The sequence below is a fragment of the Stenotrophomonas nitritireducens genome (assembly GCF_001700965.1).
Lineage (GTDB): Bacteria > Pseudomonadota > Gammaproteobacteria > Xanthomonadales > Xanthomonadaceae > Stenotrophomonas > Stenotrophomonas nitritireducens_A.
The window spans coordinates 3,651,566-3,674,239 of the sequence record NZ_CP016756.1 but is presented as its reverse complement, the minus strand read 5'-3'; the positions used below and the strand labels follow the sequence as shown (position 1 = coordinate 3,674,239).

General features: G+C 61.4%; 9 protein-coding genes. 3 read left to right on the top strand and 6 right to left on the bottom strand.

The window, feature by feature from the left end:
- Nucleotides 1–146: 146 nt before the first annotated feature.
- Nucleotides 147–809: a LysE family translocator gene (locus BCV67_RS15665; protein ID WP_062171657.1), complete on the bottom strand. Its 663-nt coding sequence runs from the start codon at nt 807–809 to the stop codon at nt 147–149.
- 279 nt (nt 810–1,088) lie between these two features.
- Here BCV67_RS15665 and BCV67_RS15660 point away from each other — a divergent pair, with 279 nt between their 5' ends.
- Nucleotides 1,089–1,760: a LysR family transcriptional regulator gene (locus tag BCV67_RS15660; protein ID WP_082746581.1), complete on the top strand. Its 672-nt coding sequence runs from the start codon at nt 1,089–1,091 to the stop codon at nt 1,758–1,760.
- Between the two features lie 408 nt (nt 1,761–2,168).
- Here the strand turns inward: BCV67_RS15660 and BCV67_RS20440 are convergent, their stop codons facing one another.
- From BCV67_RS20440 to BCV67_RS15640, 5 genes are all read right to left on the bottom strand, one after another.
- Nucleotides 2,169–2,495, bottom strand: coding sequence for a hypothetical protein (locus BCV67_RS20440; protein ID WP_197429996.1), 327 nt, complete (start codon nt 2,493–2,495; stop codon nt 2,169–2,171).
- A gap of 728 nt (nt 2,496–3,223) precedes the next feature.
- Complete coding sequence (locus BCV67_RS20205) at nt 3,224–4,081, bottom strand: hypothetical protein (protein WP_156455845.1); 858 nt, start codon at nt 4,079–4,081, stop codon at nt 3,224–3,226.
- A 4-nt stretch (nt 4,082–4,085) separates the two neighbouring features.
- Complete coding sequence (locus tag BCV67_RS20200) at nt 4,086–16,910, bottom strand: hemagglutinin repeat-containing protein (protein ID WP_062168560.1); 12,825 nt, start codon at nt 16,908–16,910, stop codon at nt 4,086–4,088.
- A 103-nt stretch (nt 16,911–17,013) separates the two neighbouring features.
- Nucleotides 17,014–18,732, bottom strand: coding sequence for a ShlB/FhaC/HecB family hemolysin secretion/activation protein (locus BCV67_RS15645; protein WP_156455846.1), 1,719 nt, complete (start codon nt 18,730–18,732; stop codon nt 17,014–17,016).
- A 538-nt stretch (nt 18,733–19,270) separates the two neighbouring features.
- The gene (locus BCV67_RS15640; protein WP_062168564.1) at nt 19,271–20,278 is read right to left on the bottom strand and encodes a LacI family DNA-binding transcriptional regulator; all 1,008 of its coding nucleotides are present in this window, start codon (nt 20,276–20,278) and stop codon (nt 19,271–19,273) included.
- Between the two features lie 92 nt (nt 20,279–20,370).
- On the opposite strand from BCV67_RS15640, the gene BCV67_RS15635 reads away from it, so the two are divergent.
- Complete coding sequence (locus BCV67_RS15635) at nt 20,371–21,423, top strand: sugar phosphate isomerase/epimerase family protein (protein WP_062168566.1); 1,053 nt, start codon at nt 20,371–20,373, stop codon at nt 21,421–21,423.
- Nucleotides 21,424–21,450: 27 nt separating this feature from the next.
- Nucleotides 21,451–22,668, top strand: coding sequence for a nucleoside permease (locus BCV67_RS15630; RefSeq protein ID WP_062168569.1), 1,218 nt, complete (start codon nt 21,451–21,453; stop codon nt 22,666–22,668).
- The last annotated feature ends 6 nt before the right edge of the window (nt 22,669–22,674 follow it).

Below are 22,674 nucleotides of genomic sequence, written 5' to 3'. Positions count from 1 at the left end.
CCTGTAGTGCCGGGGCATGCACGGCAACGGCGTCACCGGCAATGCCGCAGCGGAATATGGCTGTGCCCTACCGCCCTGCTCGTTGTTTCGAGGCGTGAGCCCACGCCAAATTTCCTGCTGCCAGCGCAGCTCAGAAAGGCCCCAGCTCAACCGGAAGCAGCACCCAGCCAGGTTCTGCCGACATCCCACAACAGCCGCAGCGCGAAGCCCAGGAACACCAGCGCCATGAATGCTTCCAGCCGCCCGCCCATGCGCAGGAACTTCTGCCGCACGCCGGGCTGGGCGAAGACCAGGCTGACCAGCACGAACCAGGCGGCATTGACGAAGCACATCCACGCGCCGTAAAGCACCTGGATTTTCAGCGGCGTGGTCGCACTGACCACCGTGGTGAAGATCGCCAGGAAGAACAGCGTCGCCTTCGGATTGGTGGCATTGGTCATGAAGCCCAGCGCAAACGACCGCCAGGCGCTGCCATCGGTCATTGCGCCCAGCTCCATCTCCACAACCGGCGTTTCCCGCTTGGCGCTGCGCAGGAAAGAAAACACCAGGTAGAGCAGATATGCCGCGCCCGCAATCTTGGCCAACGCCATCAACGACGGATGGGCATGCAACAGCGCGCCAACGCCCAGCAAGGTGTACAGCACATGGACCGAGATGCCGGCGCCAATACCGATGGCCACCCAGATGCCGGCCAGCCGCCCCTTGCGCAAGCTTTGCTGCACGGTGACGGCGAAGTCCGGCCCGGGCGCGATGACCGCCAACAGGTGGATCAGTGCCAGGGAAAAGAATTCCGGGTAGTAGGCAGTCACGACAGGGTTCCAAATGTATTGGCGGTTGCAGCGGAAGGGGCCGGTGTTTGCGTTGTGCGGCCGCGCCTGCACACCGGATCCGTGCGCTTCACCACAGTGAAACGCGCGCCCGGTTGCATGCCAGCCGCTGCGTGCCTGGCATTGTCCCGCGCCTGATCGGGCGCGGAGAGCAGGCGGTTACACGTTGCGGCGGCAGCCGGAGCGCTTCCCGCTGGAAAAAGTCTATTCCCCAGATCAGACTCGGGGGAATCACCCGAAAAACCAAATTATTTTTGCGCCATGAGCACAAATACAACCGTCGCCTTGATGGCCGACATGGTCACCTTCGTCAAGGTGGTGGAAACCGGCAGCTTCTCCGAAGCCGCGCGCCAGCTCGGTGCCACGCCCTCGGCAACCAGCCGCTCGGTGGCACGCCTGGAAAAGGCGCTGGGCATCCGCCTGCTGCAGCGTTCCACACGCAAGCTGCGCCTGAGTGATCTTGGCCAGGAGGTCTTCCAACGCTGCAGCGACGTCTCCAGTGCCGCCCAGTCGGTGATGGCGATCTCGCACCAACTCAGTCCCGAGCCGCAGGGGCTGGTGCGTGTGAGCGTGCCCAAGGCGGTGGGACGGGCCTTGATCCACCCGCACGTGGCCGATTTCCTGACGCGCTATCCCAAGGTTGATCTGTTGCTGCGCTTCGAAGACCGCCAGCTGGATCTGATCGATGACGAGATCGATCTGGCCATACGCATTTCCGACCATCCCGCGCCGGGGCTGATGGGCCGCCCGCTGATCAGCATCGATCACCTGTTGTGTGCATCACCGCATTACCTGGCCACACGCGGAACCCCCGCGCAGCCGCAGGACCTGCGTGAGCACGACTGCATCTATCTCGGCGAGGAACCCGGTGACGCACGCTGGAAACTGCAGCGCCAAGGCAAGACGGCAAGCGTCAATGTGCGCGGCCGCTAGCCGCTACCCGGCACGTCAGTACTTACGCAAGTACTGTTCGGATACACCTTTACGTTGCGTGAGCCCGAGACCCTGAGGTAGCCCACATCTTCTTGCTTGGGCTCGTCGTATGACGGAAGCTCACTTTTTACTACTTCCTTGATGAAGCAGCCGGACAACTTGGCGCAACAACCGCGGCCAGCAAACGCTCTGAAGGTTACCTTTCATTCGATCGTCCAATACTTCCTTGTTAAAACATCAAGACCTCGACCAAAACCACTGAATACGGCGATAGCAGCGGCCATATGAGATTCAAGATCACCGAATCATTCCGCTCGACCAACAATCGCGGAGACCAATAGAAATGAGCACTTCCAAAACCGCAAACACTTTCATCAACGAATCATAAAGGAGCGCCGAGAACTAAACCTAACCCTGCTCCCCCGCCAAAAACAAGTCATTCCGAAACAGATGCCCGAGCTCAGCACGACGCCGGTAAAATAGCGGAAAATCATTCATTACATCACTAATTTCATCCGTTACCGTCAGCAAGTATCCTTCACCAAAACTCTCGACAGAAAATCCCGCCGAATTAATCCTTCCCTGATCAACCTCCCGGCAAAACTCATCCCCGTAGAACATGGACCAGCCAATATCCGGAATTTCCGGATTTAGCGCAGAATTGAATGATCCAATCTGGAAGCTACCATTTATGTCACTAGGACCAAGCTCAGGTGCAGTAAATAGATGAAGCATGCCAAGCTGAGGCTTAAATATCTCGCACCATCTCCGGAAAATAGGCACCCAATTGACTTCATCAGAATAATCCGCCCTCAGAGAGACCGAACCAGGAACAATCTGACCTCTCATATTCTTGAATGTATGAACCACACTACCTATTGACTTAATAGGCCGCCCCTCCTCCAAGCAAAATCGCGACGAAAGACTGACTGCACACCATTTATGTCAACAATTTCCTTGGAGGCCCAACAATCTTCAATAGAGCCTAAATCAATCAAGTTGCTAGAGAATTTATCCGCATTGTGCGAGATCTGCTTCGGAAGCAAACGCTCCCCACTCAACCCTAAGGACTCAATCAATTTTTTACCGATCGCCCAATCAGCCGTCTCAATCTTTGTTCTGATTGACATCTGTATGTATGGCTTCATTGGCTATCAATATTTTGAAAATCCACCGGAGCTCGGATTATACCTATAAACATTCCCACCGGCACCCATCACCTGTCATAGCAATTCTGCCGAGATTCCGGTCGTCTGTCGCCTGCCGATGGTGAATCCAACACCACCGCTGAAGAACAATCCGGACTTGGTGACGGTCTTGTCATGCACTTCGGCATGGGTGTTCTGAGCGACATCAAGGACCACATCGCGCCATCCAGCCAACTGCCGTTTGCTACACCCTTCCACCTTATTGCTTTGGTCGAAGAGGTAGCTGCAACAGTGTTCGATCTCTCACCACATTTTTTACAATGGACGGCTCCACGGCATGAAGTCGAACTGTCCACCATTTCCAGTTAACACATGAGAGGAATAAAAATCTATTGCTTCACCGGGCTTCTCCAGTACTCGAATAGAATCCACATTCCCTGCATGAATATGATAAACAACCCCATCCTTGCATGAGTCGATAACAAAAAACTGATCTCCTTGCGGCCCACTTTCGTTGCTAGGCCTCGTATCTAGAAAGCAACGCATGGAGGTCCACTGATAAGCCTCACCATCCATATCGAACCGGGTGTCAACCGCGCCTGGTAATCTCTCGACAAGCATCGACATCCTAGCCCCCGCGCTCTTCCGATCAAACGACTCTAGAACTCTGTTCACGGGCACCCAAGACGAACTTGGATGTGCGACCAATCCTCGGTTGATCAGCGGGCTCGATGGCAACTCCGCAGGTATCTTCCACCCGCCCGTCCTCCACAACCACGACCTCGAAATGCTTTCGGGCAGAGCGAGCAACGAGCCGAACGAATCCCAACCATCTTCGAAGTTACCGCCCAAACTGCCGGGCTCAATCATTACCAGGCAGGAAGGGAAACACATAATAAGGTCCGGCAACATCACCGTCCCACGCGCCTCTCTCACAGGATCATTAAAGGTACTGACACCCAAAAGCAACTCACCGCCCTCACGGCAAATAGCTCGAAATGATTCTGGCTGATAAGTACAGAATGGCTCAACAAGCCAAGACTTACCGCGAGAAAGGATCGATTCACAGGCCTGCCCGCGCTTGCCCATCAACACACCGGAGCGAACATGCTCCGGCATATCGGCCGTCGAAGAATAGACTCCACCGTCGTAGTACTTCAGTTCAACCTTCATAAGCTTACTCTCGTCTGCCAGCTCTCATTGACTCAATTACTTCCTCAACTTTCTCTCGAACAGAATTCTGCCGCTCCAACAAATATTTCTTATAATTTTCTGATACTTTCTGCCCTCCCCAAGTCTCCCATCCGCCATCAACAAATTCAACCAAACAATTCTTGGAGCAATTTGCCCCCTTTGCCATTGGTTGCAAATTTTCCACCATATCCATTAACTCGTCACGCGTAGCTTTAGGCAATGCACTAAACCCTTCGATCTCCGAAAAGAACTTCTTTGGCAGAATGTGATCAACATCAACCTTCGCGGCATCAGGAAACACTTCCTTCAAACCTGTAAGCGGATTGACCCAAGTCAACTCATTCTTCGAGTTCACCCAAGCAGCATCAATCACTCGGCCGTTAAGCCAGTACGTACCGTCTGTAGCAACAGCCAATGGCCTGAACAACTTACCTATTTTCCATGGCACCGCGGCAATAACGGCATCGATAGCCGCTCCTTCCGAATCGCCAGTTGCCAATTTCCTGACAATGCCAAGAGCCATTCCAATATCGCCAGAGAATGTCTCTAAAATTTCAACCCCGTCCCTACCTCGCGAAGCATCCGCCAAATCAGACAGCACATTTCGATATGCTGCCTGCAGGTACTCGCGGGTTGCGCCACCGTCAGCCAAAGCGCCCGTCAAGTAATCAAAGGCCTTGACGTCCGACGCAAGAAAATCTTTGAAATAGCTGGTGTCGATGTACTGATCTCTGGTCGCATAAAACCCCTTTCCCCACGCAAAATCGACAGGATTATTATTTATAAAAGCTTCGGCAACTTCATCGTACGCGTCCGGCGAGCTACCAATGCTGTCCACGCGAGAGTAGGCCTCTCGAATCAACCGCCCACGCGCATCCTTAATTTGGTTGGAAGAGCATTGCTCCCCGCAACCATAGATAATATCTGCAAATTCCTTCGCCTTATCGGCCAGAAAATTCAGTTCATCAGGGTGCAACTGACGATTATTCACATCTTGATTAACACCCATAGCAGCACCCGTGCTGCCTGCCAACAAAGAACCTAGCCCTGCTGCAAGCCCCACCCCAACAGCAGCCTTCACTCCTTCTGGCAGATTGCTGGTCAAATTCGTGATATAGGGGGCGGCCAATGCAGTGGAGCCCGAACCCAGCGCTCCATCAACACCTCCGCCAAGCGCGCCCATCAGCGTATGTGCAGCAACGCGATATGCCCCCCCCTCATCCCACTTGGCGGCTTCCTCCTCATCCCCTTGCAGACGAAGCTCTCGGGCTTTACTGCTTGCATAGTCGCCAACCGCCTTACCAGCCTGCTGCCCGAACATCGCCGTGATCTGCGCCTGCGCTTCCACCTGCTGCTGCAGCTTCTGACCGTCCCAGGCCTTGGCTAGACCGTTGGCGCCATCACCGGTGAGCACTTCACGGTTCAACGCGGCAAGCGCTTCTTCCGCGGTCTTGCCGGTCAGTGCCTGCTGGCCCGCCTGATCTGTGATGACTACCGTCCCGCCACTGATACCACTGGCTGTAGTCGAGCTCTCCTTTCCTTTCTCACTGCCGTAGCCGGCGGCTGCGCCTTGCGCGCCAGTGTTGTAGTTCTGCCACGACCAGTTGCTGCCGTTGTTGGTAGTACTCGGGCTGCCCTCGGTTCCACCACCTTCGCCAGCGACGCTGTAGCCGCCTGAAAGGCTGACGCTCTTGGCGTTGTACTGGCTGTGGTTCTCGATATCCGAAGACGTCAGCGTGCCTGTCTGCAGCCGATTCAAACCCGCGTCGATTGCCTCCTGCGAACTGGCAATCACCGCACCCTTCAAATCGGTATTGCCCGCAACAGTGATATCGAAACCGCCTGCACCGGCCTGGATGCCGCTCTGCTCGGTAACGCTGGCGTAGTCGCCATCGACTTTGCTGCTGCTATAGCTGGCACTGCCGCTGAACCCTGCACCGACGGTAACGCTGGCGCCCATGCTCTTGTTCTTGCTGTCATAGGTACTGGTGTCCTGCAGGCTCTCGATGTTCAGATCACCGCCAATATTGGCCACCACTTTATCTGCCGACAGCTGTGCGCCCTTCAACGTGGTGTCACCGCCACTGATAACAGTGGCGGTATTGCCAGCGGTTACATGCGTGTTGCGCTGGGTGACATCCTTACCATCGGCATTGCCTCGCGATGCACTGGCACTTGCGGTTACGCCTATGGCGCCGCCATCACTGCCATAGCTGGCAGCCACGCCCAGCGCCCAGCTGCTGCTCTTGCTGCTGCTGTGTTGTTCGGCGGTGTTCTGAGCTGCTTCAAGCGTGATGTTGTTGTCAGCAGCAAGCAGCACATCCTTGCCGGCGGTAATGTCGCTCCCGCGAATCAGGATATTGCTGTCTTCACCACCGCCGGTTGCGATAAGGCTGACGTCACCGCCTGCCTGCAGGCTGGAGCCCTTGGCTTGGCTACTGCTCTGTGTGCTCTGGCTCGAGCTCTTGCTGGCGCCAATGGTGGCCGAGATGCTGGCGTTCGCCCCCTTGGCCATGTCTGCCGGGTTGCCGCTGGCAAGACCATCGGCAAGCTGCCCCATCGCACCGGCCGAGTTGTAAGCGTTGAGCGCCGCTGTCCCTGCTGCCAGCGCCTGCATGCGGCCGTCACCGCCGGATTGCTTTGCGGCTTTGTTCAGGTCATTGGCCGTTTGCAGCAAGCTCAGTGCTGGCGCGCTGACTGCAACCGTCAAACCCGCCTGCTTGAATCGGGTCTGTTGCTCCGCCGTAGTGGTGTCGTGCACCTCGGTGATGGAGATGGACTTGGCCTTGCCGGTGACATCCCCCTGCAGGGCGATCACATCGCTGCCTTCAATCTTCAGTGCATTACCTGCCAACAGAGTCACATCGCCGCTCAGGCTGCCTACCGTGCTGCCTGTGTGGCTTACCCCGGTGGTATCAGCCTCGGTATCGGTACGCTGCTTACCTACAGTGAAACCGATGCCGCCACTACCAAACAGACCAGACTTGGTCACGGTCTTGTCGTGCACCTCGGTCGAGGTGCTTTCTGCCGTACCGAGTGTAAGGTCTCGCCCTGCTGCAAGTACCACATCCCCCGTCCCCGCAATCTGCGCCCCCTGCGAGGTCAGGTCACGGCCGGCTGCCACGGTGACGGTCTCGCCGCTCAACGTGGTGGTGACTGCAATGCTGTCATGCCATTCGTCGTGGGTGGTAGTGGTCTTGGTCTTGAGGAAACCCTTCTTCTTGCGCTGCTCGTCGATGGTCAGGTCGTGCTGTTCCTGCGCAGCCGTCAGATTGACGTCGCGGCCTGCAGAGACACCGATGCCGCCTTCGTCGCTGGCAACGGTGGTTGCCTGCAGAGTAACGTCGCGCCCGGCCTGCATCGCAATGTCACCGCCAGCGGTGATCTGCGTACCGCGCACGGTTTCGTCACTGGCTGATACCGCGCCAGAGGCCTTCTTTCCCGCATAGCTGGTCTCAACCGTGCTGACATCCACCGCAACACTGCTGTTGATATCGCGCCCGGCCTGCACGGCGATTGCGTTGCCGGCGTTGACATTGGCAGCCGTCAGATTGACGTCATTGCCTGCCTGCAACACGACGTTTCCGGCGCCGCTCACCGTGCTGCCGACATGCGTGGTCTGGCTGTTGCGGACGTAGTTGCGGTTGTCGGTGGTGAGGTCGAGGCTTTGCTTCTGGGCGATGGTGTCCAGGTTGAGGTTGCCACCGGCTGCCAGCACGGTTGCGCCGTTCACACCGGCATTGATTACCTGCGCGCCGGTCAACGTCACGTCGCCGCCGGCATTGACGGTGAGTGCGCCGATACCGCTGGGGCTGGTTACGTACAGGCCCGCTACGCGATCGATGCTGGTGCTGCTTTGTGCATGCGAGCCGCTGTTCTCCCAACTGCGTGTGGTGCTGGCAACGGTGATGTTGCCGCCCGCCTTTACGCTGAGCGCATCGGTTGCGGTCACCGTGCTGCCGATGATGTCGATGTCCTGCTTGGCCTGCAGCCCTACCTGCTGGCCGCTGATGTTGGCGCCGGCAAGATTGCGGATGTTGCCGGCGTCGATGGACACCAGCTTGCGCCCCGCCACGTCGCCTTCATTGACGAAGTCGCCGCGCAGCTTCAGGTCAACATTGGCCCCGGCCAGCAACGCACCGTTGTCGGCCAGGTCACCCGGCTGCACGCGCAGGTAAACCTGCGGCACCAGCGCGGTGGTGGTGGAGCCATCGGCAAGGGTGATGGTCTGTTCAACCAGCCACACTATGTCGCTGGTCAGCTGCGCCATCTGCTCCGCAGTCAGGGCGATGCCCGGGCGCAGGCCCCAGCCGCTGGCGACGGTAGCGCCGGCTTCCAGCAGGGCGCGGTATTGATCCTCATCGCTGGCATAGCCATCGAGAAAGCGACGACCGGTGAGCTCACCAATCTGCTCGCGCACTAGCTTCTGTTCGTAGAAACCGTCACCCAGACGCTTCTGTGTGGTAACCGGGTCGAAGCCCATCTGCGCCAGCAGGTGATCCGAACTCAGCCAATTGCGGTAGTCCGCAAAACGCGGATCTGTTTCCACCAGGTGCTGGCCGCGGTTGGCATCCACTTTGAACAGGCTGGTGCTGGGCGCGGTGTTGTCCAATTTACCGGCAACAATCATTGCGGGATCGTCGCCATTGGCCTTTACCGCCGTGGCACCGGTTACGGAAGATGCCCCGCCACCAACGCTTGCGCCACTCTGCCCGCTTTGCTGGGTACTGTCTGGTGCATCTGCACTTGCTTGCGCGGCGATCTTGCCGAGCAGGTCTTGCAGACGGCCGGTGCCGGTGCCACCACCACCACCGTTGTTTGCCACTGTTTGCGGGCCGGTGCCGGCAGCAGTGCCAGCACTCTGGCCACTGCTTGCGCCGGGCCCTTGAACCTGCCCGGCACCCGGGCCGACGTTGCCGCCTGCCGGCCCGCCAGTGTTGACGTTGCCAAAGCTGAGGCCGTCCTGCACGTTGGGCGGGTTGCGGCCGTCGTTGAGGTTGCTTAGGTCGCCCACATCCACGGTCAAGGTGCCGCCAGCGGTGATCTGCCCGCCGAGCTGACCGGTCAGCTCGGAGATGTCCGGATTGGTCCAGCTGTGACGGGCGCCACCGAAGGTGACCGACACATTCTGGAACGAATGCGTCCGGTACAGCTTCAGGCCGATGTTGTCGACGCTGGACTCGGCCTTGTTCAAACCGACGATAGCCAGGTTGCCACCCGCGGCGATACGCGCGTACTTGTTAGTCAGCGCATCGGTGTCGATACGCATGTTGCCGCCGGCATGGATGATGGCGTCCGGGCCAGCCGACTGCACCACATCCTCCACTATCGTATGGGTCGCAAGCCGGTACTGCTCGTTGCCGCTGAGATTCTGGGTGGAATACCGTTTCGGATACATCAGTATGCCGTCCGGGTCGTTGTACGCATGCCATACCGTCAGCTGCACGCAGTTGGTTGTGCAGGTGCCATAAGCATTGCTGTAGGTCAGGGTGTCACTGACATAACTGAAAGCGGGTGAACCCGGCCCCACGCCGCTCAGCTCGACAAACGGATCATCTGCACCGCTGCTGACCTGGTCCGGATTGCTTTGGTTGTCCTGGCGGCGCGAGTAATAGATGGTCATGGTGCCGGTGGCCAGATCTATGCGTGAACGCTCGCCCTTGGCTCCGTACAGCGCGCCACGACCAAAGAAATAAGCCGTGGTCTGCGCATTTACCCGAATCACCGCCTTCTGTACGACGTGCCCATCCGGCGTTATGTAGGGCGTGTCCTCCAGAATGTCATCCGGGCTCAGGTAGTAGATTTCATGCGCTTCGTAATTGGACGAATTGCGGATGTTGTTGGTGTTGTTGCTGCCGTTGTTCCACCAATCGGGTTGGTCCAGGCGAGCGCTACTGGAGCTGACTTTCTGGGTGACAACAACATTCTCACGGATGTTGTTGACCGCCAGTGCGGCGATGTCCAGGTTGCCGGAGACCTCGATGGTGGAGCCCAGGTTGTCGATCGTCTGCGCAGCACCGGTAGCAAGCCGGTTGGCGTCCAGCGCGCCGCCGATGGCAGCATCGCCATCACTGAAAATCAGGCTCTGCCCGGTATTGCTGAGCACACCCTGCACACCCAGATCCAAGCGCTCGCGCGCAGCGATGGTAGCTGCGGTGGTGATGCCGTTGAGCGACTCGGCGCGATTGTTCACGCTGCCTGCGTTGATGGCGACATGGTCGCCATAGATGCGGCCGCTGCCTACGTTGTCCAGCTGCCCGGCCTGCAGGTGATTCACCACGCCGTCCAACAACCCGCGGTTGACCAGGGCACCATCGGCAACCAGATGGGTGATACCGGCACTGCTGATCTCGCCGTTGGCCGCATTGTTGATGCTGTTGGCGCGCACTTCAACGCCGCCGCCCTGGAGCTTGCTTTGATTGTCCAACGCGCCTTGGGTAGTGAGCGTCAGCTTACCGTTGGCGGCCACCTCGCCGGTATTGGTGAAGCCTTCCACCAGGTTCAAGCTGGCATCGCCTTGTGACAGCACCTTGCCGTCACCGGACAGGTAACGCGCATCCAGCTGCAGATCATTGCCAGACACCAGCGTGCCGCCGGTATTGAGGACGCTATCGGCTGCAACTACGAGGTCGCCCCCCGTGGATACCTGGCCGGCGCTGTTGTTCAGCTGACCGCCAAGTTGCAACCGTGCATCGTGATCGGCGATCAACTGACCCAGGCTGTTATCCAGGCTCTGCGCGGTGAGCCGCAGATTGCCGGCCTGCAAGCCCAATGTGGAAGCGGACCCGGTATTGCGGTTGTCCACCGTGGTCGCCGTCACCTGCAAGCTGCCGCTGGCCGCGACCAGACCGACGTTGTTGTTCAGCGCACCCTGCAGTGCAAGGGTCGCATCGCCGCCCGACTTCACCTCGCCACCGTTGTTGGCCAGTGCCTGGCCCTGGATGAGCAGGTTGGACGCACTTACCAGTGAGCCGCCATCACTGTTGTCGATATCACCTGCGTGCAGCTCGGCCGAGCCCTGCGAGAACACCACACCGGCACGGTTGTCCAGGTTGCCGCTGTCGATGTTGAGCGTGCCTGCGCTGACAATGCCGCCCGCGCTGCCGGAGTTACGGTTGCTGAGTTGCTGCCCTGCAGTGTCGATGTGCAGCGCTGCTGCGGATTGGATCAGACCGGCACTGTTGTCCAGCGCGCCACTGCGGATATCCAATGCACCGGCCAGGCTGGCAAGCGTACCGTCACGGTTGTCCAGCGCGTTGCCGCGGGTGTCGATGCTGACACTATTCCCCAGCACGGTGCCGGCGCCATTGACCAGTCCATTGCTGGTCAGCTGCAGAGCTGCACCAGCCTGTATCAGGCCGGCGCTATTGTCGATGGCGTTGTTGGTGACCAGGGTAAGTGCATCGCCGCTGGCGATGCTGCCGCCAGCGTTGTTCAGCGCCGCTGCGCTGACATTGGCATCGCCACCACTCGAGATGGTGCCCTTGCCACTGTTGTCGAGCAGGCCATCAACGCTGAGGACCAGCTGTGAATCACCTGCCGCATGCAGGGTTCCGGCGCGGTTGTCGATGCTGCCTGCGTCGATGCGGGTGTTGCCGGCGGCAAGGATATTGCCCTCGCGATTGTCCAGCGAACCGCTTACATCAAGCCGATTATTACCGCCACCAGCCGCCTGCAGATTGCCCTTGTTGTTGATGAAAGCAGCAGCACTCACGTCAAACGTGCCATTGCTGCCGATGCTACCGCCGCTGTTGTCCAGGCGGTTGCCTACCTGCAACCGCAGCGCCTCAGTGCCGGTAGCTGAGAGCTGGCCACCGGCGTTGTTCAAATCGGTGGTGGTGATGCTGATGCGCTGAGCCGAGGTGGTGCCCTTGCTCAGGTCGGTATGCTGGCCGGTGATGTTCAAAGCGCCGTTGCCGAGCAAGGTGCCACCTTGGCCATTCAAGGTTGTGGCATCGATGCTGAGCGTGCCGCTGCCTGCGTGCTGAATGGTGCCGCCGGCATTGCCCAGCGTGGTGGCCTTCAGCGACAGGTCGCCGTTGCCGGCGATGGTGCCGCCGTTGCCGTTGTCCAGCGTGCCCTGCACGGTGATGCTGTTGGCCTGCTGGCCAGTGCCAAGCACCGTGCCGCCGCGATTGTCGAAGCCGGCCGCATTCACGGTGAGCTGCTTGGCATTGAGCGTAGCGTCGCGGTGATCCACCTGCCCTGCCGTCAACTGCAACGCGCCGGCACTGGAGATGGTGCCGCGCTGGCCATCAAGTTGGCCGGTCTGCAGCACCAACGCCCCTTCACCGGCATGGCTGATAGTGCCGTTTTCGTTGACCAGCGTGCCCGATGCCAACGTCAGCGACTCCGCGTTGCTGGCGATGGTGCCGTCGCTGTTGTCCAGCTCACCATCTACCTGCAGATAGCTGTCATCGACACCCGCCGCACTGATCGTTCCGCCACGATTCGATACGCGGCCGGCGTCCAGCGCCAACGCACCATTGGCTGCAATGGTGCCGCGGTCATTGTTCAGGGCATCTCGTACCTGCAGTTGCAGGGCATCGCTGCCGGTGGAAACCAACACACCGTCCGCCGTGGTCAGGCTGCCCGCCTTCACCTGCAGGCGCTTGGCCTGGGTAGTTGCGCCCTGCAGATCGAGGGTTTCGCCATGCAGCGCCAGATCACCGTTGCCGATGATCTTGCCGTCAGCGCCGTGCAGCGTGTTTACGGTGATATCGAGTGTGCCGTCACCTGCGTGCTCGACCGTACCCGCCCGATTATCCAGCACGGCCGCGGCCACGCTCAGGTCGCCGCCCGCAGCAACGCGCCCGCCGGCGCTATTGTCCAACAGGCCGTCCACACTCAATTGCAGACTGGCGTTATCGGCGGTCAACACCGTGCCGCCTGCGTTGTTCAACGCACCGGTCACAATGCTCAGGTCGCCATTGCTGGACAGCGCGCCGCCACTGTTATCGAGTTGCTGGCTGACCTTCAGCGTGCTTGCAGCGTCGCCTGCGGCTACCAGCTGGCCCTGCCGGTTGATGAATTGCCCGGCGCTCAGGTCAATGCTGCCATTGCTGCCAATGCTGCCGCCGCTGTTATCCAGGCGGTTGCCGACCTGCAGGTGCAACGCATCGGTGCCCGTGGCGGAAAGCTGGCCGCCAGCGTTGCTCAGGTCCGTAGCGGTGATGCTGATGCGTTGCGCCGAGGTGGTGCCCTTGCTCAGATCGGCCTGCTGGCTACTGAGTTTCAAACTACCGTTGCCAAGCACGGTGCCGCCTTGGCCGTTCAGTGTGTTGGCATCAATGCTGAGCGTGCCGTTACCCGCATGTTGAATGGTGCCGCCGGCATTGCCGAGTGTGGCCGCCTTCAGCGAAAGGTCGCCGTTGCTGGCGATGGTGCCGGCATTGCCGTTGTCCAACGTACCCTGCACAGCAAGCGTGCTGGCCAGTTGTCCGGTTGCAACCACGGTACCGCCACGGTTGTCGAAATCCTGCGCATCCAGGGTGAGCTGCTCCGCACTGAGCGTGGCATCACGGTGATCTACCTTGCCTGCGTTCAGCGTCAACGCGGAGGAGCTGGCAATCGTGCCACGCTGGCCGTCGAGCTGGCCGGTTTGCAGAATCAGCGCATCGTCACCGGCATGGCTGATGGTGCCGTCCTCGTTGACTAGGCTGGCCGAGGCCAGTGACAAGCTTGCCGCGTTGCTGGCGATGGTGCCTTGGCTGTTGTCCAACGCGCCACCCACCTGCAGGTAACTGTCATCAGTGCCCGCCGCGCTGAGCGTACCGCCGCGGTTGGACACTGCACCCGCATCCAGCACCAATGCGCCGTTGGCAGCAATGGTGCCGCGATCATTGTTCAGCGCATCACGCACTTTCAGCTGCAGGGCATCCTTGCCGGTGGCAACCAACATGCCGCCAGCGGTGCTCAGACTGCCTGCGGTCACCTGCAGGCGTTTGGCCTGGGTGGTTGCACCTTGCAGGTCGAGTGCTTCGCCTTGCAGTGCGAGGTCGCCGTTGCCGATGATCTTGCCGCCGGCACCGAGCAGCGTATCGACGGCGATATCCAGCGTGCCCTCACCTGCGTGCTCGACCGTACCGCCTTGGTTGTCGAGCACACCTGCCTGCAGGCTCAACTCACCACCGGCTGCAATGCGGCCGCCTTCGCTGTTGTCCAGCGTGCCATCCACCGTCAACAGCAGGTCGGTATCTTCGGCAGCCAGCAACGTGCCGCCGCTGTTGCTTACCTGCCCCGCCTGCACATGCAGATTGCCATTGCTGGAAATGGCACCACCGCTATTGTCCAGCTGGCCGCTGACCTGCAGCGTGCTTGCCGCACTACCCACCGCAATCAGCTTGCCCTGGTTGTTCAGCAGCGTGCCTGCGGTCAGATCGATGGCGCCATTGCTGCCAATGCTGCCGCCGCTGTTGTCCAGGCGCTTGCCAATGTTCAAACGCAAAGCTTCATTGCCGGTAGCCGATAGCTGGCCGCCTGCGGTACTCAGGTTCTGGGTGGTGATGCTGATCTGTTGCGCCGAGGTGCTGCCGCCGCTCAGATCGGTGTTCTGACCGGTAATCGCCAATGTGCCATTGCCCAGCACGGTGCCGCCCTGACCGTTCAAGGTGTCAGCATCGATGCTGAGTGTGCCGGTACCCGCATGTTGCACGGTGCCGCCGGCATTACCCAGCGTCGCCGCCCGCAGCGACAGATCGCCATTGCTGGCGATGGTGCCGGCGCTGCCGTTGTCCAGTGTTCCCTGCACGGTGATACGGTTGGCCTGCTGGCCGGTCGCCACCACGGTGCCGCCACGGTTGTCGAAATCGCCGGCATCCACGTTCAACTGCTGTGCTTGCAGCACGGCGTTGCGATGATCTACGCGCGTAGCGCTCAGGTTCAACCCGCCGGCCGTGGTGATGACGCCAGCTTGGCCGTCGAATGCGCCGGTGCGCAGGTTCAAGCCTTGGCTGCCAGCGTGGCTGATCGTGCCGTCCTTGTTCACCACGTTGCCGAACACCAAGCTCAGTGACTGTGCGTTGCTGTGGAAAGTACCGCCGCTGTTGTCTACCAAGCCGCGTACTGTCCAGGTTGCCGCCTGTGTCGCTGCCTGCTCGATGTTGCCGCCGTTGTTCAGCAGGGACTGGGCGTTCAGAAGGAACGTATCCGAGACGCTCCACACGCCCTTGCTGTTGTCGATGTTGGCTACATCCACCGCAGCCTTGCCCTGCACACGCAAGGTGCCGGCCACATTGCGCAGATCACCACCGCTGACCTGCAGGCCATCGACGCCGAGCTTGCCGCCGCTGTTGTCCAGGCCAGAACTTACCGCCAGCTGCAACGAACCCAGCGCATTGATCTGCCCCGCATCGTTGTCCAGCGACTGCGAGATGTTGAGCGCGCCAGCGGCTAGCGGCGTGACTCCACCAACGGTGCCGCCGCCATTACCACCCGTGCTGCCACCGCCCTCTGGGCCGCCACTGCCATTGCCGCCGCCGTTATTGCCACCCGCCCCGCTTCCGTTGCCGCCTCCGTTGCCGGCTTCCGCAATCTCGACGCTGCCGATCTGTCCATCCGCACGATTACTGAGCGTGCCTGCGGCAATCAGCAATGATTGCGAACCGGTCTGTTCGATGCTGCCATCGTGATTGCGCAGCGACTGTGCGTTCACGTCCACACGACGGGCGTTGATGGTGCCGTCGCTGTTGTCCAGGTCCGCCGCAGCGCTGACCTTGGCTTCATTTGCCGCGCTGATGGTGCCGCTGTTGCTGATACCGACGCTGGTGGTGATACGTGCGTTGTCCTGCGCATGCAGCGTGCCGCTGTTCTCCAGCCTGCCCTCGGCAGTAACCACCAGCTCGCCGGCCTGTGCGCCGATCTTGCCGGCATTGCGCATGCCAACGCCGTGCTCGTTGCCGACCAACCAGATCTTGTTGGCGTACATGCCGCCCAGTGCACCCACGTCCAATGCGAACACCGGGGCGCTACCGTTGCGGGCCTGTGCGCTCACCTGGCTGTGATCGGCGCTGACCACGTTGTTGCCGAGGCTTGCCTGCAACTGCTGGGCCCAGATGCCGGCGTTCACTTCCAGCGAGCGGCTGATGATGTCGGTGTAGTCGCTGTCGCTCGCATCCAGGCCCGCGCCGCTGATCCGCACTGCGCCGCCATCGACGCGATAACCGTCCAGAACGCCTGCATTGACGATGGCCGTGCCGGTGGTCAGGGTGACGCGGCTGGCATTGAGGAAGCCGCCGCCATCGACCGAAATACCGGCAGGGTTGGCAATCACCACCTGGGCGCGGTCACCGGCCACTTCCACATAGCCCCGCAACTGGCTGGGGTTGGCACTGTTGACCTCATTGAGGATGACCCGCGCGGTGCCCTTGGCCAACCACGGATTGCCCTGCACCCAGCCGCCAAGCTGGGTCTGCACGTTGCCGCGCGAATTGTTGAGGATGGCGCCGTCGCTGCCTACATCGAACTGGCTATAGGTATTGCGCGACACACCGGCCGCACTGGGCGTGGTGATGTTGACCTGCGGCGTGCCATTGGCCGAGGTCACCACCGTCGGGCGCTGCCGTTCCGGCGCGCTGGGGTCGGCAACGATGCGGCCGGCCTGGGCGGTGGGTGCCTGCTGTGCCGTCACCGGCTGTACCAGCCCCACCCAGCCCATCAATAGCCACAGGCCAAAGCTCATCGGATGCAATGCCGCCGTGGACAGGCCGGTGCCGCTGCTGCGGCCGCCCTTCGCTGCCTTCACCAGTTCCGACGCCACCTGCCACACACCCAGGGTACGGTTATAGACCAGACGGTAAACACGATTCATGGCATTGCTTCCTTTCGATGCTTGGATTTTTGACCTGCTGCCTTTCCGGTACGGATGAAGGCAGCAGATTCCATTTGTAGGCGGCCGAAGTGACCACCGGATATCAGAACGAGGCGCTCAGGCTGAAGCCGAACGTCGTGTATGCGGTTGGGAAGCCCACCGGCTTGTGCAGCGGGCTACCGACAAAGAGGTCCCATTGCGCGTGGGCAACGCCGCCGCGCAGGCCGATGGCCGCGCCCGCCAGGTAGTCGCCCATCTGCCAGCGCGTGGCCGGGCCACCGACATGGCCGTAGTCCGCGCCCAGATAGGCTTCCTGGCCGCCTCCGAGCGCGAAGCCCAGTTCGTTGCGCAGCACCCAGCCGCGCTCGCCACTCAGCGACATTTCGCCGTCAAAACCGCGCACGGTGTAGCGGCCGCCAATGGAGAACCGGTCCTGCGGCACCAGCAGGGAACGATTCCACTGCGCACGCCAGCTGCCGGTGTAACGCACGGGCTGCTTGCCGAGTTTGAAAGGCAGCATCAGCTGCGCATCGGCGGTGATGATGCGGCCACGCGCGGTGCCTTCGCCGAAGGCTTCCTCCGGTGCAGGCAAGGCGCCGAATGCCGCAGTACCGCGCCGATAGGCGAGCCCGGCATCCAGCGTGTTGTTGCCGAAGAAGTGCTTGTGCGCCAGCCCCAGCTCCCAGCCCGCCATGCGCCGGCGCTGTACTTCGATCTCGGTGTCGTCGATGAAGTTGTTCGAGTCACGGTACCAAGCCCGTGCATAGCCGCTGGTCTTGAAGCTGGCGTTGCGGAACAGCATGCGGGTCAGGCGCACTTCCGCGTTGCGGCTGGCGCCGCTGTACACATAGGTTTCGTAGGCACCGGCAACCGACTGGCTGTAGTCGTACTTGCTGGCGTTGACGCCCAGCAGCCATTTGCCGACCGGCACGCTGTAGTGCGCGGCCCAGCTGTCGGTGTCGCGGCCACTGCCGTTGAACACCGACTTGCCCGCGTTGAGATAGAACAGATCATTCAGGCCGGCCAGGTTGTCCAGTGACACCGTGGCGCCGGCCTGCAGCTTGCCGGTGGACTGGCTGCCGGAATCGTCCAGGGTCAGGTTTGCGCGGACCTTGGAGCGCTGCTTCCAGCTGATCAGCAGATCGCTTTCACCCGGCTTGGCCTCGGCCCCTTCGGCCGGCGGCGCAATCTGGATGTCCACGGATGCGGTTGGCACGCGCTGGAAGTTCTCCAAGGCCTGTTCGATGTCGCGCAGGTTCAACAGATCGCCCGCCGCAGCCGGCATCGCATTCCACACTGCAGGATGCGACTGCGCGCTGTCGACAAAACGAATTGCGTGGATCCGGCCTGGCACCACGGTCAGCTGCAAGGTCCCGCTTTTCAGGTCCTGCGGCGCGGCGAGGATACGGGTGGTGACGTAGCCGCGGGCGATGATCGCGTTCTGCACGCGCTTCATCACGATATCGACGCCGGCCGTACCCAGGCAGCGGCCGGTAGCGGGATCGTCCTTGGGATCGGCGGCCTTCAAGGCCCAGCGGAAGCGCTCAGCCTCTTCGCCGTCCAGGGTGATGGGGTTGATGACGAAACAGGGCGCTTCGTCCACAGGCAGCCGCCCCACCGCTTCTTCCGGGGTAGCTTGCAGGCGCGCATCCGGCTGTGCTTCCTGCTGCTCACGCAAGACGCGCTCGCGCTCTTGTTGCCGCAGCAGTTCCTGCGCGTTTACGTCTGCTGTCTGCGCCTGTGCGGCGCCGGTTCCCAGCACGGCCGCACACGCAACCGCCAATACCCGCGCACGCGTCATCAACGCGTCACGTACCCGCATTCCTTTGCCTTGCATATGAACCAACCGTCCTTGAGCAATTGCAGCCATCGGCTGCGCGGAATGATTGGGGCCTGCGCACCATTCCGAAAAACATCGGCTGCACAACCAGAACCGGATACCTCCCGTCCGCCCTGATTGCGCCCGCCCCCTGTGAGCAAAAATCTGCTGGGCATTTTAGCAAACCTGCAGATTCGATTCCTTCACGAATAACGAAATGTATTTTTCGGACTAGACCCAATTGACATGTGGTCATAGCCGTCGGTCACCACCGACATCTTGTTCGGACATTGCACAAATAACAAAGCCATGCAGCGCAGGGCCTTCGGGACCACACACATCAAGCAGCGATCACAACGGTTGTGCCCATGTAGTAAAGGCGTGGCCCGCAATGATTGAATGGCCTGCCGCCGCGGGCGAGGTAAATCGCCGATGGCGGGGATACCGATCGAGGCCAGGAGATCAGTCAAAAACAGGTCGATCGGAGCCGCTCCCTGGATTGGGAGCCACGCAAAGGCAGCACCCTGCCCCGCCCTGGCCGTCATTTTTCCTTTGGCGCGCCCGTGGAACCCCGCAGCATCAAGTTGAAATCCAGCGTCTGCTGAAGCGGCACATCCACATGTTCGATGATGGCGAGCAGCAGGTTGACCGCACGCTCGCCGATCTCCCGCATGGGCTGCCGGATGGTGGTCAGCGGAGGGGTGAGGTAACGGGAGGATGCCAGGTCGTCGAAGCCCACAATGGACACGTCATCCGGCACGCGGATGCCCAGATCCCGGCAGGCCGCCAGAGTCCCCAGCGCCATCTGGTCGCTGAAGCAGAAGATCGCGGTCGGTGCGGGCGCGAGGACCAACAGCGCCAGCGCGGCGGCATGCCCGGATTCCACCGAGAAGTCGCCCGGCACGATGCTCAGGTGGCGCAGGCGGCCACGCGCCTTGCCAGCGGCCCGAACCCCTTCCAGCCGTTGCTGGTGCAAGGGGTTGTCGGGCGGCCCGCCAACCACGGCGATGCGCTCGTGCCCCAGTCCGTAAAGGTGCTCCATCACCGCGCGTGCGGCGGCCGCGTTGTCGATGTGGACGCTGGGAATGCCCAGCGCCGGGTCGAACTCGCAGCCATTGACCACCGGTGCCGCATCGCCCAACTGTTGGACGATGTCGCGCGCCGTCGGCGGCAGGCGATGCCCCAGCACGATAAGACCATCGGCCTCGTTGCGCCGGAGCATCTGCGCATAGCGCTCCTCGCGGTCTGGTTGATGCTGGGTATCGCCCAGCAGCACGGCGTAGCCGACCGCCTGCGCAGCGTCCTCCGCACCCTGCAGGATCTGCGCGAAGAACGGATTGGCGATGTCCGGAACGGTGACCAGGATCTTACCGCTGCGCTGGGTCTTGAGCGTTCTGGCAACCGTGTTGGGGATGTAGCCCAGCGCGGCGGCGGCCTGCTCGATGCGCGTGCGCGTGGCCGGCAGGACTTTGTCCGGCCGGGAGAGTGCACGCGACACCGTTCCGGCGGAAACGCCGACGTGCTTTGCGATGTCGTAAATGGTTGCCATGGCGTTACGTTCTTGCCGCTGTGCAGTGCACAACAAAACTGCAGGAGGCCCATGCTAGGGTAATGCAATCGATTGCATCGAGGTGAATCAGCTTGAAGACGCTCAAGGGTCCAGCGCTGTTCCTGGCACAGTTCATCGGCGACACACCTCCCTTTGATCGGCTCGACACGCTGGCCAAGTGGGCCGCGAGCTTGGGCTATTCTGGCCTACAAGTACCCTCCAGCGCTCCCCAACTGTTTGATCTGGCCGAGGCCGCGCGCAGCCAGGCCTACTGCGACGACGTGGCCGGCATGCTGGCCGGGCATGGCCTGCAGATCACCGAACTGTCCACTCACCTGCAGGGGCAGCTGGTCGCCGTCCACCCTGCCTATGACAGCCTGTTCGACGGCTTCGCACCGCCGGACAAGCGCGGCGATCCGGCCGCCCGCCAGGCCTGGGCGGTGGAGCAACTGCTGCTGGCCGCCAAGGCCAGCCAGCGGCTGGGGCTGACCGCGCATGCCACGTTCTCAGGCGCGCTGGCCTGGCCTTATTTCTATCCCTGGCCGCAGCGCCCGCAGGGGCTGGTGGAAGAAGCCTTCGCCGAACTCGGCCGCCGCTGGCGCCCCATTCTGGATGCCTTCGATGCCTGCGGCGTGGACCTGTGTTTCGAGATCCATCCGGGCGAGGACCTGCATGACGGCGCGACTTTCGAACGCTTCCTCGAGGTGGTGGACCACCACCCCCGCGCGAAAATCCTGTACGACCCCAGCCACCTGCTGCTGCAGCAGATGGACTACCTGGGCTTCATCGACCGCTATCACGAACGCATCGGCATCTTCCACGTCAAGGACGCGGAGTATCACGCCAGCGCCCGCAGTGGCGTGTATGGCGGTTACCAGGACTGGATTGATCGGCCGGGGCGGTTCCGTTCGCTCGGCGACGGCCAGATCGACTTCAAGGCGATCTTCTCGAAATTCGCCCAGTACGACTTCCCAGGCTGGGCGGTGCTGGAGTGGGAGTGCTGCCTGAAGCATCCGGAGGACGGCGCACGCGAGGGCGCCACGTTCATCCGCGACCACATCATCCGCGTAACCGAGCGCGCCTTCGACGACTTTGCCGACAGCGGCACCGATCCTGGATCACTGCACCGCATGCTGGGTATCTGAGCCATCAACCGCCCGGGAGGGCAAGCCATGACGCACGCGATGTCGCGCTTGGGCGCGATGATGTTTCTGCAGTTCTTCATCTGGGGCGCGTGGTTTGTAACCCTGGGCACCTACCTTGTGCAGGGCCCGCTTCAGGCCAGCGCGAGCCAGGTGGCAACCGCCTTCCTCAGCCAATCGATCGGTGCCATCGTCGCGCCCTTCCTGGTCGGCCTGATCGCGGACCGCTACTTCGCCGCGCAGCGCATTCTCGGAGTACTGCACCTTGCCGGCGCGCTGCTCATGTGGCTGGCGTCCACGGCAACCAGTTTCAGCACGTTCTCCGCCTGCGTCATGGGCTACATGCTGCTGTTCATGCCGACGCTGGCATTGGCCAACAGCGTGGCGATGCGGCACATGCAGTCGCCAGAGAAACAATTCCCGCTGGTGCGGGTGGCCGGCAGCGTCGGCTGGATCGTGGCGGGCGTGCTGATCGGCTGGCTGGGCTGGGAACAGGCACACCGGCTGGAGCTGACGTTCCGGATGGCGGCGATGGCGTCGCTGGTGCTGGGCCTGTATGCATTCACCCTGCCGCACACGCCGCCGCTGGCGCAGCAGCGCGATGCCGGGCTCGGGCAGATCCTCGGGCTGGATTCGCTGCGGCTGCTGAAGTCGCGCTCCTATCTGGTGTTCTTCCTCGCTTCCATCGCCATCTGCATTCCGCTGGCGTTCTATTACAACTTCACCAACCCGTATCTCAACGATCTGGGCGTGCGCGGCGCAGCGGGCCTGCAGTCGCTGGGCCAGGTCTCCGAAGTCCTGCTGATGCTGGCCATGCCGTTCCTGTTCGTGCGGCTTGGGGTGAAAACGATGCTGGCCGTGGGCATGGCGGCCTGGGTGGTGCGCTACACCCTGTTTGCCTTTGGCGATGCGGGCGGCGGCTTCTCGCTGCTGCTGATCGGCATCGTGCTGCACGGCATCTGCTACGACTTCTTCTTCGTCACCGGCCAGATCTACACCGATGCACATGCCGGCCCCACCGCCCGCAGCAGCGCACAGGGCTTCATCACCCTGGCCACGTATGGCGTGGGCATGTTGATCGGCACCTTCCTGTCTGGCGCGGTGGTGGAACACTTCACCACCGCCGCAGGGCCGGACTGGCAGCAGATCTGGTTGTTCCCGGCCGGCGTGGCGTTGGTGGTGCTGATCGCCTTCCTGTTGCTGTTCCGCGACCGCCCGCTGGTCGCGGCCGCACCTTCCACGCCCTGAGGAGCC